The organism is Halosolutus sp. YCN4, from assembly GCF_059736495.1.
Window position 1 is genome coordinate 588576 of the sequence record NZ_JCASSM010000001.1, and the last position, 14811, is coordinate 603386.

At 54.9% G+C, this 14811-nt stretch carries 9 protein-coding genes; 5 read left to right on the forward strand and 4 right to left on the reverse strand.

Annotated elements, in window-relative coordinates:
* Positions 1 to 269 precede the first annotated feature (269 nt).
* From AC6I6X_RS03045 to AC6I6X_RS03060, 4 genes are all read left to right on the forward strand, one after another.
* Positions 270 to 869, forward strand: coding sequence for a hypothetical protein (locus AC6I6X_RS03045; protein ID WP_497929022.1), 600 nt, complete (start codon positions 270 to 272; stop codon positions 867 to 869).
* 23 nt (positions 870 to 892) lie between these two features.
* Positions 893 to 1522 carry a hypothetical protein gene (locus AC6I6X_RS03050; RefSeq protein ID WP_497929023.1) on the forward strand — a complete coding sequence of 210 codons (630 nt, stop codon included), beginning with the start codon at positions 893 to 895 and terminating at the stop codon, positions 1520 to 1522.
* Between the two features lie 204 nt (positions 1523 to 1726).
* Positions 1727 to 2749, forward strand: coding sequence for a metallophosphoesterase (locus tag AC6I6X_RS03055; RefSeq protein WP_497929024.1), 1023 nt, complete (start codon positions 1727 to 1729; stop codon positions 2747 to 2749).
* Positions 2750 to 2981: 232 nt separating this feature from the next.
* Positions 2982 to 3587, forward strand: a complete 606-nt coding sequence (locus AC6I6X_RS03060; protein ID WP_497929025.1) for a tyrosine-type recombinase/integrase — start codon at positions 2982 to 2984, stop codon at positions 3585 to 3587.
* Between the two features lie 27 nt (positions 3588 to 3614).
* Here AC6I6X_RS03060 and AC6I6X_RS03065 read toward each other — a convergent pair whose 3' ends face one another.
* On the reverse strand, positions 3615 to 3854 hold the full coding sequence (locus AC6I6X_RS03065) for a hypothetical protein (protein WP_497929026.1): 240 nt from the start codon (positions 3852 to 3854) through the stop codon (positions 3615 to 3617).
* A 67-nt stretch (positions 3855 to 3921) separates the two neighbouring features.
* Positions 3922 to 6840, reverse strand: a complete 2919-nt coding sequence (locus AC6I6X_RS03070; protein ID WP_497929027.1) for a helicase-related protein — start codon at positions 6838 to 6840, stop codon at positions 3922 to 3924.
* Between the two features lie 155 nt (positions 6841 to 6995).
* On the opposite strand from AC6I6X_RS03070, the gene AC6I6X_RS03075 reads away from it, so the two are divergent.
* Positions 6996 to 8276: a PD-(D/E)XK nuclease family protein gene (locus tag AC6I6X_RS03075; protein WP_497929028.1), complete on the forward strand. Its 1281-nt coding sequence runs from the start codon at positions 6996 to 6998 to the stop codon at positions 8274 to 8276.
* Between the two features lie 29 nt (positions 8277 to 8305).
* On the opposite strand, the gene pglZ is transcribed toward AC6I6X_RS03075, so the two are convergent.
* Together pglZ and pglX are read right to left on the reverse strand one after the other, a co-directional pair.
* On the reverse strand, positions 8306 to 10498 hold the full coding sequence (gene pglZ, locus AC6I6X_RS03080; RefSeq protein ID WP_497929029.1) for a BREX-5 system phosphatase PglZ: 2193 nt from the start codon (positions 10496 to 10498) through the stop codon (positions 8306 to 8308).
* Between the two features lie 3 nt (positions 10499 to 10501).
* On the reverse strand, positions 10502 to 14707 hold the full coding sequence (pglX, locus tag AC6I6X_RS03085) for a BREX-5 system adenine-specific DNA-methyltransferase PglX (protein WP_497929030.1): 4206 nt from the start codon (positions 14705 to 14707) through the stop codon (positions 10502 to 10504).
* Between the last annotated feature and the right edge of the window lie 104 nt (positions 14708 to 14811).

The following is a 14811-nucleotide window of genomic DNA, read 5'->3' on the forward strand; positions in this document are numbered from 1 at the left end:
TCGCGCCGCTCGTTTCAGAAGGCACGGCAGTCCTGTTGGAGGGCCTCTGCGCTGATAGTCGAGCAGTAGCTGGCGTACTTGATGGCCTGACGGTCAGTCGTTGAGTCCGCCCGGTAGCGCTTCAGAATGAGTATCACCCACGGTGTACTGTCTAATTCAGGGTAATGCGACCGATGGAGGCTAACTGGTTGATTAACACTGAACACCCATCTGTGTACATAGAGGGCAACCATTAAGTGGTGGGTCTGAGTGCGTATGAAACGAAGCCAATGTCTGAAGAACGAGAGCGGGCGAGCATTACGCTGCCCACGTCGCTAAAAGAAAAGCTCAGGGAGGATGGAAACATGTCTGAGACGATTGAGGAGGCGCTCGAACGATACTTTGAGACGTCGACTATCCACTATGTGAATACAAACGCGCAGTACGTGCCTGGAGATGGGACGAAGATCTACTCCAATGGAGTCGTCGCGACTTACGGTGACGAACGGTTTGGAGAATCTCTCCGCGAACTAGAGCCAGGTGATGGTGTCGTCTCGTACGTGAGTGACTCTTCAGTCAAGTACGACGGTGGGGCACGGGCCTTTGGCGTCGTGCAGGCTTCGTGGAGCGGCTCAAGAGTTCCTGCTGAGGAGAACCTGTACAATCCTGGGGAGGAGGAGTTTCGAGAGTACCACGTACCGGTGAAGTGGCTTGGGGTGCTCGGAGAGGAATCAACGGTCAGTCCGGAAGACATCCGCACCATTACGGGGCGAAAAACACCGCAGCGAACGCTGGAGACCCCCGGAGATGAGTATCAGCACGGAATGCAACTGCTCGGGGAGGTCATCCTCGGGCGGACGATTCTTGCTGACCTGTTCCGAATCGAGTGAACACTGTCAAACAGATTAAATATATGTCATCCAGACCAACTTATCCGCCTGAAGAACAAATCGTAATTGAGAGCGCCGCCCTGACCGCACGGACTCAGTTCTTCCACCACTGCCCCGGCTCAGCGCTTCCCATACGCGATATTCCCGGTCGTGGGAAGACCGAACCGAACATCGAGTACGGCGCTGAGCGAGGCCTGAACACCGATGATGAGATCATCGCCGCAGAGAACTATCACCACAGCTGCGTGCCACAAGCTATCGCATCATTCCTCACCTCCAATGAGCAGTTCCTTGTACTCATCACGAACCCCGACCAGCTGTCTGGCGGAAAGCAGATTGTTGGGTACATTGAGAAGAGAGACTACCTGGATATGGGCGACCGATACGCGGTGACTGGCCCCGTGAAGCTGTACGACCTCGCAGATGCAATCCCGGTGAAAGAGGTCGGAGTTAACCCCCGCAGTGAGGCGAAACTCGGAGAAGCCGAAATGGAGACTATCTTCGATCACTTTGCCGGTTGTGAGGAGGTAACTGAGGAATGTCTTGAGGAAACGCTCCGGCTCAAAGAGAAGTATTCAGATACACCATCTACTGATGGTTGTGGATGCAGTTCTGACTCCGGCTTCGTCGAAGACGATACTAGCGGTTGTTGAGCTGGGGTGACTCTGTGCACGTGAAACATGTCTTCACTCTTTCGCGCCAGTTTTCCAAACACACGAAGTAGCGACTTTAGCCGTCAGCGACCGCTAAAAGGTATTGTGGACAACTCAGAGACGGTCAGGTACCGCTGTTGAGACGAGCTAGTACTAGACTGGGTAATCAATCTAACTTATCAGTGTACACTGTTCAGTTTTCCTGTGGAAACGACATACGAGGATCTTGGGGAAGATGGTCGATATGAGATTATTGTCCGTGTTCGTGGTTACTCGCGGGCAACAATAGAAAACCGTGCGTTTGAGTTGAGCGTAGAAGATTCCAATGGGACGCGGTTCCCGTTTATTGTCTGGGAGAAATCAAAGGAGGGCAGGAACTATAACTGGCAGGAAGGATGCTGGTATCGCCTCAGTGGAGTTTCGGTGAACGAGTGGCCGTCCGGGAAAGTGATTCATGGAACCTCCGCTCTCAGAATCAAAAATCTCGGAACCCGACAGGGTAGAGATCGAATCGATCTTCTCTATATGACCGACAGTCATCTCGGGAAGACCACTCACAGCTACAACGGACAAACCTGGTCAGTATCACCCGACGAGGGATTCGAGGCTGCAATTGAATACGCGATTCAGAAGAACGTAAGCGCAGTTGTTCATGGGGGTGATCTGTTTCACAACCCCGGGAGCGGGATTAATGAGAAAGAGATCGCCGTTTGTCGTGAAAATTTGACTAAGTTAGCGGAACATGGTATTCCGCTCTATTTCATTTACGGGAATCATGAACGTCAAGCTGGCCGTCGGATCATGGAAAGATTTGTCGATGATGGACTGGCAGTACATCTGGGCCCCCGTTACGAAGTAATCGGAGACGCAATCGCCCTCTATGGTATCGACTACCGATCAAACTGGGATGATTTTGTTCTTGACCTTGAAGGTACGACAAAGAGTCTACCAACCATCCTCTGCATCCACCAATCTTTAGCACCATTTACAGCTAGTAACAATCCCGAGTATTCACTCAGTAGGCTTCAGGAAGACTCGAATGTCCCATTTGATCTGGTACTAGTCGGGCATACTCACTCCCGTTCAGAGCATCAGCTTGGCGAGTGCCGAGGACTGTCTGGAGGAGCAACGGCACGAGTTGGTGAAACCAAAGATCAGCTTCCACCGAGCGTCGAGTTAGTCTCCATAGAAGGGGAACAAACGACGTTTCAGCGGAAATATCTCTGATCCAGATCGTGATCTAAGGCCATGATTCACCACTCTGAATCAAGGTCGACTATTGAGCCACAAGGCAAGCCCGAATTCGATGAACCACGCGTTCTCCAATTTCGTGTTTGTACACAAACGCGCAATCCGTAGCGGTGGATGAGAGTGAACCAGCCGTTTTCGGATGTTTGAGTCGAATAGTATAGTTGGTGACAAGTGTTATATTGCACGAAAGTCTAGACAAACACGAAAGATGAGAACAGAACGTAACAAAGACGGCACTTACAACGTCTGGATGAGTCGTACCGAATACAACGAGATCCCTCGGCAAGCCGACACCCGGATGCAAGAAATCGCATTGCGATTGATGGGAGATTGCGGACTGCGGGTCGAGGAAACGCTCCACGTCTCTCCCGAAGATATCAGTCGAAAGAAGGATGGCCGGAGCCACGAACTGGAGGTGACGAAGGGGAAAGACACGACTGGCGAGTACGATGGTGGCAAACAACGAGAGACTTGGATGCCCGTTGATCTTGAACGTCAAATCCACCGCTACGTTCGAGAAGAAGGCATCGAAAACAACGAACCCCTGATTCCGCGATCGAAGAAGACTGTCCAGAACTGGGTTAAAAATGCAGCTGGCCGTGCAGCGGAAGAGACCAGCGACACAGACTACGAACGTACATCGAGCCATGACCTCAGACGCTGCTGGGCACAACACCTTTTGGTCGAAGAAGGCGTCTCACCACGTATTGTAATGGTTCTCGGCGGATGGAGCAGCTACGATGCGATAGAACCCTACTTGACTGCTCCTACCGAGGACAACATCATCGAATCGATGTCGAACGTCACGCTGTAACGATTCTATCAGTACTGACTCCAATAGTTACTGAACTGCGAATTCAATTACTAAAAACCTCAAATCCCCAGCAATAACTTCGTCGGCACCCTCATTTGATTCTAAGTCAAAATCCACATCGACATCCTCTTCGACTGAATACTCCTCTGCGTGTGCATTCTCTGCGCAAATTTCCAGAGCGTCCAATCGATCTTCATAGACACCTAGGACTGGGAAAATGTTCTCCAAGCCTTCCTGTACAACAACATAAACACAATCTCTGTGCATAATACGTACTGTTACGGGCTTTATACATCAACTCTTTCTCCTACCCTGGTAGCGAACGTCCGATGATTTACAGAGGTAATGTGAGACAGTAATTCTCGACTTCCGGGGCAATCGAGATGACCTGCTCACGACGTCGAAGTTCTTTACGCCGCGTTTCTATTCGGTCTTCGAGCTGTTCGAGACGCTCCTGTTGGCCACGGATCGCGATGTCCATATCAGAGCCAGCATCGGCTTTTCGTTCGTATTCCTCAATGAAAGACTCAATTCGCTCGCGCTCTGCTTGTGCATATTCGTCTAGGTTCTCCAGTTCGCGGGCGGTTTCCTTGTGCCGCTTGTTCCGAAGAGTATCCTTGATTTCGTCGACCCGCACACTCACGTAGCGGTCAGCAGCAGTTCGGAGTTCGTTTTGAGCGTCGAGAATCGTTCGAAGATCGTCTACATCGGGCTTTGCTGTAACAGTGTCGCCTTCGACGATACGCTCTCCGAGGGCCTGTTGAGCGTCCTTTTGTTCGGCATCTACGAAGACTGGGATCGTACCCTCTCGAATCACATCGCCGGTGCCGTCCTCAAATGCCACCCGGTAGTTGTAGGTGATGCCCGGTGTGTCGACGAACGGGAGCAGCTTGAGGCCGACCTCACCGCGCTCATCCTCCAACACGCGTGTCATGAGTCGCTGAAGAACGTCACTATCAGGAGCGAGGTAGGTGATGTCCTCATGCTCCATTGCAAAGTCTCGGTCGAAGGTAAACGGCCCAAACGTCGCATCTTGGCCGGGCGAGTTGATCCCCTCTGGTAATTCAGCCTGATAGAGATTGGTGCCACGCTTCTCGAATTCGCCGCCGAATGCCCCAACTGCTCGTTCAAAGAATTCGCGGATATCACCTTCACTCCCGTAGACGTCCTCCGACTCATCAACGACCTCCTGAATCTGTCGGCGACTCTCCGCGTCGAACGTGCTCGTGTCGACAAGACTGCGCTCGTACCACTCCTCAAGTGTCCGCTGCCGTTCCTCGATCAGTTCTTCGAGTTCCGCTTTGGTGGCACTCGGTGGTTCGTCATTTTCGATGGACTCCATAATAATTGAGTCCACGTCGATGTCGTCGAGTATGCCAAGCACGTCCGCCGTGTTTCCGAGTTGGGAGCGAATCTCTTCGACCTTGGTTTGAAGCATCTCGAAGATCTCGCTTTCGCGAGTGTCGTCGAAGAGGAAGTTCCAGACTTTGACCTCCTTGTCCTGTCCGTAGCGGTGGATTCGCCCGATCCGTTGTTCGAGCCGGTTTGGGTTCCATGGTAGCTCGTAGTTTGCCATAATGTGGCAGCTGTGCTGGAGGTCAATCCCTTCACTTGCTGCGTCGGTCGCGAACAGGAGTCGCGACTGGCCGTGATTGAACTCGTCCTCGATCCGGGCCCGCTCTTCCTTGTCGACATCACCGTGAATCACAAGAATCTCGTCGGCCCACGGCTCATCTTGTACAAACTCGAGGAGGTAGTCGAGCGTATCTCGGTACTCCGTGAACAACAGGAGTTTCTCGTCCGGCTGTTCCTCGAGGAGCTGGGAGATGAACCTTCTGACCTTCTGCGCCTTGGAGTCGACCGGTAAATCCTCCGCCAGCGAAACAAGATCGCGAAGGGTATTGATCTCCTCTTGGAGTTGTTCGTCGTTACTGATGACGGTCAGACCAGCGATTTCGTCTTCCGCATGTTGCTTGTCATCCTCATCTAAATCCTCTCCCTCAAGGTAGGCTCGTGCCTCCTCTGAAAGTCCATCTGTCGCCGCCTCTTCGTCCAGGAGATCATCCAGTCGTCGACGAAGAGTCGCGTGAATCGCACCGACGCTGCTCACTAGCCGTTTCTGCATGAGGGCCATTGCGAACCCGACCGCGGGTTCATTCAACTTCTCCGAACGGTTGTACACGTTCTTGACGTAGTCGGTAACTGCACGGTAGAATTGGCGCTCGTCGTGGGTCATCGACACCGAGACCGAGTCGACCTCCCGGTCGGGAAAGACACGTTCACCTCCTTCGTCGTAGATGTCGGTCTTCCCGCGACGTATCATCACACGATCGACCGTTTCCTGAGAGAGTTCGCGATTCTCGGCGACGAGAAAAGGATCTATGTACTCGACGAGCGAACGGAAGGCCTCGCCCTTCCCGTCATGCGGTGTCGCGCTGAGAAGCAGCAACGAGTCAGACTTTCCTGTGACGGTATCAATCATCTTTGCCGTCTTGCTCGGCGAGTCGCCTCGTTTTGCGGCCTTGTGTGCCTCATCGACCACGACAACGTCCCAGAACGCGTCGCGAAGGGCTGGACGGAACTCGTCCTGTCGCAGGAAGGCCATACTGGTGACGAGCTGTTGCTGGTCTTGGTTCCATATGTTGGCCTCCTCACCGAGTCTTCGTCGTTCCCCTTCGACCCACGCTCGGTCGGCGACAGTGAGATCGATGTCGAAGAATCGATCCATATCCCGAATCCACTTCTTTTGGAGGTGAGCAGGGACGACGAACAGGACACGGTCTGCGCGATTGCGAGCGGAGAGTTCCTTGAGGATGAGTCCCGCCTCAATCGTTTTCCCGAGCCCGACGTCGTCACCGATGAGTGCTCGTTGTCGAAGCTTCTGCATTACCCAATTCACGCACGACAACTGGTAGGGCTCTAATCGGACGAGCGAGTTCGAGATGCTCAGGAGTTGCCCCTGCTCGTGAGCGAGTTTGAGTTTCGTCGCCTGTGTGTGCAGATCGAACCACTGCGCTGAGACCGCATCATGGTCAGGATGAAGACTATCGAGTTGGTGGTCAAGAAGTCTTTCAAGCCCATCCTGAGTGGGTTCTATCTTGACATCGTCGAGACAGACTGTTTTGACGCCTTTCCCTTCGATATAGGCTCGTAGGTATTCGATATTTCCCACAGTCCGAGTCCGAATGACCTCTGCGGGTGTATCATTGAGAATCACCCGCTGTCCGGGAGAAAATTGTGTAGAGCCCGTCATTAACTGATAGTGATTGCAACGGCTGACGCCGTCTTGAATGTTGGTGAGTCTTGATCAGTAGCTTCGATCAATATCGATCTGTAGCGTCTCACCGCTCTCAGCTGGTGGCCGGTAGCTGTCGTAGATTTATGTCAGTTCGTTCCAATTGGAGAGCAATGGCGACAAGCGGAGATCTAGAGGAGCGGTTTCGTGAGCTCCGAACCTCGCTCGACGCCCTGCCAGACGTGGCTGAGCCGCCAAAATCGACGCTCCGGATTCTCGGATCTGCGAGATCGGAGCAGACGTGGAATACTTTCTTGGCGTATCTCCTCGATCCCGATCAGCCACATGGCTTCGGGATCGATCTCCTAACGAGTTTTTTGGACAGGGTACAACAGGAGGCCGATCCCTCATTCGAGTACTACCACCGTCACCTCGAAAATATCGAGGTGGAGACCGAAGTCACGTCACCCGATACTAATCGCCCCGACGTGGTGCTCCGCGTTCCAGGAGACTGGTTCCTGTGTATCGAATCAAAGGTTGACTCGACAGAAGGCAACCAACAGACGGCCCGATATGTCGAAGACACTCATATCGGAAACGAGGAAAAAGCGACGTACTCCGACGACGGACACCACTACGTGTTCCTCTCAAAAAAATACGCTCCAGACTCCAACGCGGGAGAGTTCGGCGACCTGTATTGGCGGCACGTCGTCGAGAGTTTCGAGACGGTAATCGAACGCTCACACGGACGCTATCCAGAACGGAGCGTCAGCCAACTACGGGAGTTCATATCGACGATAACTCAGGTGACCAACATGGAAGACGACGATTTCACCGAGATACAGAAAGAGAAAATCCAGTTGCTGGGGGAGTACCGAGACGACATCGATACGCTTCTCGATGCCGCAGAATCTCTTCGAGAGAGAGCAATCGAAGACTGGCCAGAACTGTTCAAAAGTCATGTGGACGAGGAGCTATGGACGGATGAGTGGCACACTCGCCCCGATCACGGAAAGTGGGGTTGTCTGTTCAAAGACGGCTGGTACCTAGACGATGATAACCTCGAACCCACGATAGATCGCACGGATACTCACGGCCAGACTGGGTTCCGGTTACACTTTGTTCATCTCATTCGGAACAAGGAGTCGTTCAGCCACGGGGAACTCACGTTCATACTCCGTACTCCGACGAGAGTGGAGTTACGGGACGAGTTCAACCACCTCTACAACACCGATAGGTGGCAGGATCGCCTCGATCCGATTCTCGATGATGCTGGTATTACGAACAAGGGTCAAAAGAAGGACTATACGCAGAAAACGTACGATGTCGACCAGTCAAATCTCCCGGAGAGTTACTTCGAGACGCTCGCAACAGCATTCGCGGAGCATCAACCGCTCGCGGATATCGTCGACGAAATCGTCGCCGAGGCCACAGAGAACGTCCGCGGGGACTGAGCGCGTCTAGTTACCGACGCTAGTGGTGTTCACCCCTGCGTGATGCTGATGAAGTCGAGCACGAACTCCTGCGGGAGTAGCCCACCGTGATAGAACCGCGCGTCGCCAAGACCTTGCTTCCTGAACCGCTTGAGTGGACTCGCGAGGACGCTGATGTTGGCGTCTAGATATCCTAGTCGGGTGCTAGCATCAAGCAGTACACCGGGGGAGTCTTCGTCTACGTCCTCACCGGCAATCCACCGTCGACCGGAATCCGACGCTTCGCCCGGGCGCGAGATCTTTTCTGGGGATGCGCCGTCCGGGAGGAGGACGAAGCCGTGGTCGGTCAGCACGTAGGCCTGATCCCACTCACCCTGTTCGAGTTTCGTGCCGATGAACTCCGCGAGCGAGTCGACACGTTGGGCCAGCAGTTCCTCAAGATCGCTGAGTTCCTTCTCGCCCATGTCGTCGAGGTCGTTTTTAAAGTAGGCGACACGTGTAGACTGCCAGCCGTCGTCCTGCTCGCGAGTGACCGTCCAGCCATCACCGTTCAGTAGTGACTCGCGACGGTTGTTCGTCACGCGGCGGTTGTTACGCAGCGGTTGTAACTCACCGTCAACCAGCGAGACGTCGAACATCTGGATCTCCCCTGGCGTGAGTGCGGCCTTCCCGAACTCAGTCTCCGAGGGAAGCGTCCCGAGCCAGATGTCTTCATCGATGGCGAACTCGGGAGCATCGGACGAAAGTGTGGCCACATAGTTGCGCAACTCGTCCGCGAGCCGGCGAGCGAGGTCGAGTCGAAGGGCGTCAATGACGAACAGTGCTACTGTCTGCCCGCTCTCGAGGCCAGCGGATTCCTTGGTGAAGAACTGGTAGGCGTGATCCTCGTCGACGAAGGGAGCGCCCGCCTCGACAGTCTCCGTGACGAGGTCGCCGAGGTCTTCCAGGTACTCGACGTACTCCGATTGGAGCTGCGTGCGGAGCTCGTCAAGCGTGCTTGTCGCAGGGTGGTCGTCGGGAAGGTCGGTCTCGGGCTCGCCGGAAACGACCAAGTTGAGAACCGCGTTGTCTATCTGCCACGTGCCGTCGTCCGCGTCGGCGTACAGCGAGACGACGTCGTCGGTCGCGCTCTCGTCCCACGTCTCGAGCTGGTGCGCAAGACGGGCGATCTCTGTGGCCTGCTCCCACGTCTGTGTCCACGGGCTATCCAGGCCGAAGGCTCCTCGATAGTTTCCGCGGAAGTCCTCGCTCCCGAGGAGGGCGTCGTACCGCTCCTCGGCTCGCTCAAGACACTCCTCGTAGTCGCCGGCTTCGAAGGATGCGTGCCACTCCTTCCAGAGGCGCCGTTCGAGCGCGCCGTCGACGATACAGTCCGCGAGTTCCCACGGGTCATTGACGTCCGCGATCACCTCAGGCCACATCGCCTCGCCGAGGTAACGATCGGCGATCAGGCCGGACGATGTGGTGTTGTTCAGCACCGACTTGAGTTCGGGAAGGCCGTGAGCGCCGGCTGTTTCGGCACGGAACTCGCTCGGGAAGCGTTCGGCGTCGGCTCCGGCGTGAATCAGCCACTCCGCGACAGCCCAGCGCCGCGTCGCCGCGACGATGCCCACTGGTTCGTCCTCCTTGGCGACGGCGTCGACGCCCTCACTGGTGAGCAAGTCCGTCATCTGCTCGATAGTGTCGGAGCTGTTGTCGATGTCTCCCCAGCCGTTCTCCAGCACGAATGCGACCGGGTCGGTGTAGCCGCCGGTGACGATCTGCGTGCGGAGCTGTTCGAGCGTCGGCAGTTGGCCGCCGGTGAGTTGGTCGTGGAGTATCCGTGCGATCTCGCGGCGCTTCGCGGGGTCGTCCGACTGCGTCGTAGTTTTCAGTTCCCACGCATCGAGTTGTCCGCGCTCGAAGGCGTGTACGGTGAGGTCTTCGATGCTCATCTCGACCTCGGCGCCCGTGTGCTCCACATCGCGGAACCAGTCGTACTCTCCCTCGGCGTCTTCGGGGTCTTTGACGTGTGGGACGTACCAAACCTGTTCGCCGTCGACTGGATTGGCACGGAGTTCCAGTGGGGTCTCATCGGCGACTTTCAGCTCGACGCCGAGGTCGGCGCAGGCCTGTTCGATGATGTCTTCGAGGTAGTTTCCGTCATCCCACCAGAGGACGATCGGGTCTGATGACTCGGCGCGGTCGAACTTGGTTCGGATAGTGTCTTTCGCGGCGTCCGGAAGTGATTTGCTCGCTTGCATGATTCAGAGCACCCTGTCCTCGACGATCTCGGGAACGACGCTCTTCTCCGCGAGCGGTGTAATGTTGATCGCGACGCCGTGCTTGTGGTTCGGCTGGTAGCCTGCGGTCGTCACCTCTGAGAGCGCCCGATCCTCCCAGTCGGCAGGGATATCTGCGGCGACCTCGTCGCAGTCTTCAGAAATCTCCGCGGCCAGTTGCCTGTAATCGTCAACGTTGGAAGCGAGTTCTGAGAGCAGCCGTTGGCGTTCAGAAACTCCTGCATCCCCAATCTGGGCTTGGCCAACGTCTTCGAACTGCTCGAAGTAGTACGTCATGAACAGAATCCCGTTGCTCGCGTAGTGAGAGGAACCAGTCAGGTCGTCGTAGTACTCGAAGAGATCGTAGAGATGAGCCTCGACGGGCTCGGTGCCGTCCTCGGCATAGGCCTCGAACCCAGCCTGTAGATCGTCGAGTGCATCGATCCACTCGTTTTGGTTCTTCTGAACAGTCTCGTAGAACGAGGGGCTGAACAGGTCTTCCATATCCACGTCCTCCAGATCGGCGAGTGTTTCGAGAGTGTCCAGCCGTGACGCTGTCCGCTCTCGGAACTCCGCCACACGTTCGGCTGCCTTGGCGGCGCGTTCCTGATTCTCGTCGGGCCACTCACGAGGGTTGGACTCGGCAAGTTCGCCCAGCTGTTCTTCAAACACACTGAGCTGTTCGAGGCCGCTCTCGCACCGTTCGTACTCCTCGGCGGCGTCGGCTCGCTCCGAGGTAGAAAGCGATTCATCGTTACGACGGCTGTTTGCTGCCGCTTGTCGTTCGCGGAGGTGCGTCCGTCGTGGCTCGAGGTACTGGTTCTGTAGGCGGTCGAAGATGCTTGTGTCTAACTGATGGTAGTCGACGAGGCAGCCGAAGCCCTCGCCCTTGGCGTCAGATACGAGCCATTCAGTCGATAACCGCCAGAGGATTGGTGTTCGGTCGAACTTCGAGACATGGTACTCGAACAGGTCGTCTTCGAGCCACGCTCGAAGGTTCGGGTATGCTTCATCACCTGCGCTCCGGTTTCCGAGTACCTTGTCGGCTTCCGCGAGGCGGTCAGTTGCGTGGTCGCCCCAGACGCGTTCGAACTCCGCCTCGATCTTGGTGAGGAGGCCGTCTTTACCGTCGACATCGGAGAGGGGGATGATGCCGTCGTCGGCGTCGTCGATAGCGCGGAGCGTGAAGTGGAGAAGGAGGTCTTTGACCTGTTCAGGAAAGTCGTCGGAAGGTTCTGTGATCGATTCTGGATTGTGCTCCTTGCGCTCACGTGGATCTTCGTTTGTACGTAGAGAGATTTCCTGAAGAACGATCTCTCGATTCTGGTCGGAGATGTTGAACTGGTCAAAAACGGCTTCATCAATAGTGTCAGCACATGATTGGAGGTTATCTTCAACTTGTTCGAGGTGTTTTGCAGCTATAGTCCCCAATTTCGACAGAGAGCTACCATTTTTGGCGGAGAATTCAGCCTGATCAAGCTCCAACTCCTCTCGAAGTCCTTTGTGGGGGTGTTCAAATTTCTTGGACGGAGTTTCTTTTCCAAGAACGCCCAGTAAGACCGGACACTCGTAGTAGGGTGATGCAAAATCATACCGTCTTTTAGAGATCAGATGGCCTACAATCTCGCGCGATAGACTCTCAAGTTTGGTGTTGCTCCCTAGTTCATCACGCCATGGAAGTTTCGAGACATACCCGACCTCCCATTGACGGTCTGGAGTTTGACAAACCATAAGGTAAGTCACAAGATTGCTGTTTGTGTACGAGAGAACATTCCAGGGGTTACGAGAAGGAATATATGCACAACCTGCACGGCCAAATATTGATTCGGGATGCAAATACCCGAATCTCCGGCCACTTTCTTTCATATATGTATATGTGAGTGCCTCTTTGAAGAAATACTGTGTATTCTGCGGTCTAGAACCCTCATACCTGCGTATTTCTTCTCCACTATCACCCCATCCAACTGTGAGGTTTACTTGCGGGAGAATCCAAGCGTCTTCGCCTCCTTTGGCAAAGGGTTTCCAATGAGTGTAACTGCCGACCTCCCAAAATTTCCTTACAAATCGGTCGTTATTACCCGTTATCAAGCCTTGCTTTGCGTCACCCAAGCTCTTCTTGCCCTCCAACCTCCCATTATCTGCGTCAAGAACAGTTTCTGAATCATATAGAGATCTAATTTGTGGGGGTGCCCAGTATGAGATCGGACTACCGGGGATTTTGGCAAACTCTGACAAAGGACGGGAAAAGTGGCGTTCTATATTGTCATCACCCGACCCAAACGCTGTATTTAGGAATGTTCCCTCCTTCCTGTGAGAGCTCACATCGTGAAGTCGGAAGAACGTACCCGTTGATTCCTGAGCGGCATAATTGCCTACCCGGACAACTGTGCCTGCGGTTCGGACGGTTGCATTATCAAGTACGTCGTTGCCGTATTCAGCCAAGAAATCAAAAGAACCCTGCGCTCCAATGAAATCTTCCCTGAATTCTTCAAAGGAGCTTTTGAACATAAATGTCCGTGGGACAATCATACTCACCCTTCCTTTTTGTTTAGTAACCCGATTGCAAGCTTCAAAGAAATTGATATAATACTCTGCGGCGTATTTATAGTGGTCTCGTACATAGTCTCGCACATCCGGCGGCATTCTTCCACTTGCCCCATACGGCGGGTTCATCAGCGAAACGTCGTACTCCTGTGTCAATACCACCAGTAGATTCAGGAAGCTCTTGAGGTTCTGTTCACCGAACGAATCACTCGTCCGCTCGTCGACTGCCTCCCGGAGTGCCTTCAGGAATGAGTTCAGCGACTGGTGCGTCCCGTCGCCCCAATCCGAGAGGCCGGACTGTCCGCTCTCGAACACGTCCTCAAGTGTCCCACTTACGTCTAGCAAGCTCCCGAGAGCCTCCGTATGCTGAAATGTGTCGATTATCTCGTCGAGCGCGTCACGCAGGTCAGTCCCTTCACCTGTGATATCATCCAGCACTTCTGCGCCTTCTTCAACCTCTGCCACGCGGGCGTCCGCGCAGACGATGTCGACATTGGGCATCTCAAAGTAGCCGTCTTCCTCCTCGGCGCGCGTCCGAGCTTTCAGATACAAATTGAACGCCGAGAGCTGACACGAGCGAAGGTCGATGTCGACGCCGTAGAGGTTGTGCTCCAGCACCTTCGCCGGGATTTCGGCGCGGTCGAGATCGGTCTCGGCCCACCAGATGCGCTCCAGCACGTCGAACGCGTAGAGCAGGAAGTGCCCACTCCCACAGGCCGGGTCGATAACCCGCAGTTCCGAGGGGTGGTCGAACTCCGGCGCGTCGCCAACCTCCTCATCCGGAATGAGGTACGTACAGAGTTCGGGAACGGTTGGACTGTCCTCAGGTGTAACCAATCGTTCCTTACGCTCCTCTGGGGAGATTGCCGCCGAATCCGGTACCGCTGACTCCTGTCCAGTGGCTTCGAGATAGAGCTTCCCGAGGGAGTTGTCCGTAAGCATCCGGACGACCCAGTGTGGCGTGTAGAATTGGTTCGCTGGGCCCACGTCCTCCGGTTCGAGCTTGTTCTTTGCGTCCAGGGCCTCAACGACTGGTTGATTGTAGTACTCGTAGACCCAACCCAGCACGTCGTCGGCCCGCCAGACCTCGTCAGAAACCTCGTCGAGCATCCCACAGAGGTCTTCGAATGTGTCATCGTCGGGGTCGATCTGGCTGTAGGTAGTTGAGCGGTCGAAGAGAATCTCGATTTCCTCGGCCAGATCGTCGCACGCGTTCCGGTAGGCTTCGAGGACAGCTTCCTCCTCGAGCATGAACTCCTCGGTGACTAGCCGGTCTGCCGCTGGCGTGAGTCCATCCTCACGGAAGGCCGTGACTTCGTTGTCGACGAAGTCCCGAACCTCCATACAGCGGAGGGCGGCGAGTCGGTTGACGATGGTGTAGCCGACGCCAGTGATGTACTCCTCGTAGCTGCTCTTCCAGTTGTCGCCGTCGACGGCTTCGAGTTCGATAGCCTCGATGAGGTCTTCCTGATCCTCGCTCAGAGATGCGTCGTCGTCCGGCCTCTCGTCGAGATTGTACTCGTCCTCGAGCTGGTAGCGAACGTTCGCCTCGACACGGTCGCGCATCTCGGTGACCACGTCCTCGAGATGCTCGCGCTCTTCCTTGTCGAGTTGGGCCTTGCGGGGTTGGGTAGATTGTCCGTCCATGCGAAACTCAGTGATGTTTCAAGCAGAGCCATTGAGATGTCTTGAACATTGTCCATCAGTTGCCATTGCTGATACTCGAATTCTCGTGGTCAATCGCGAGAAAA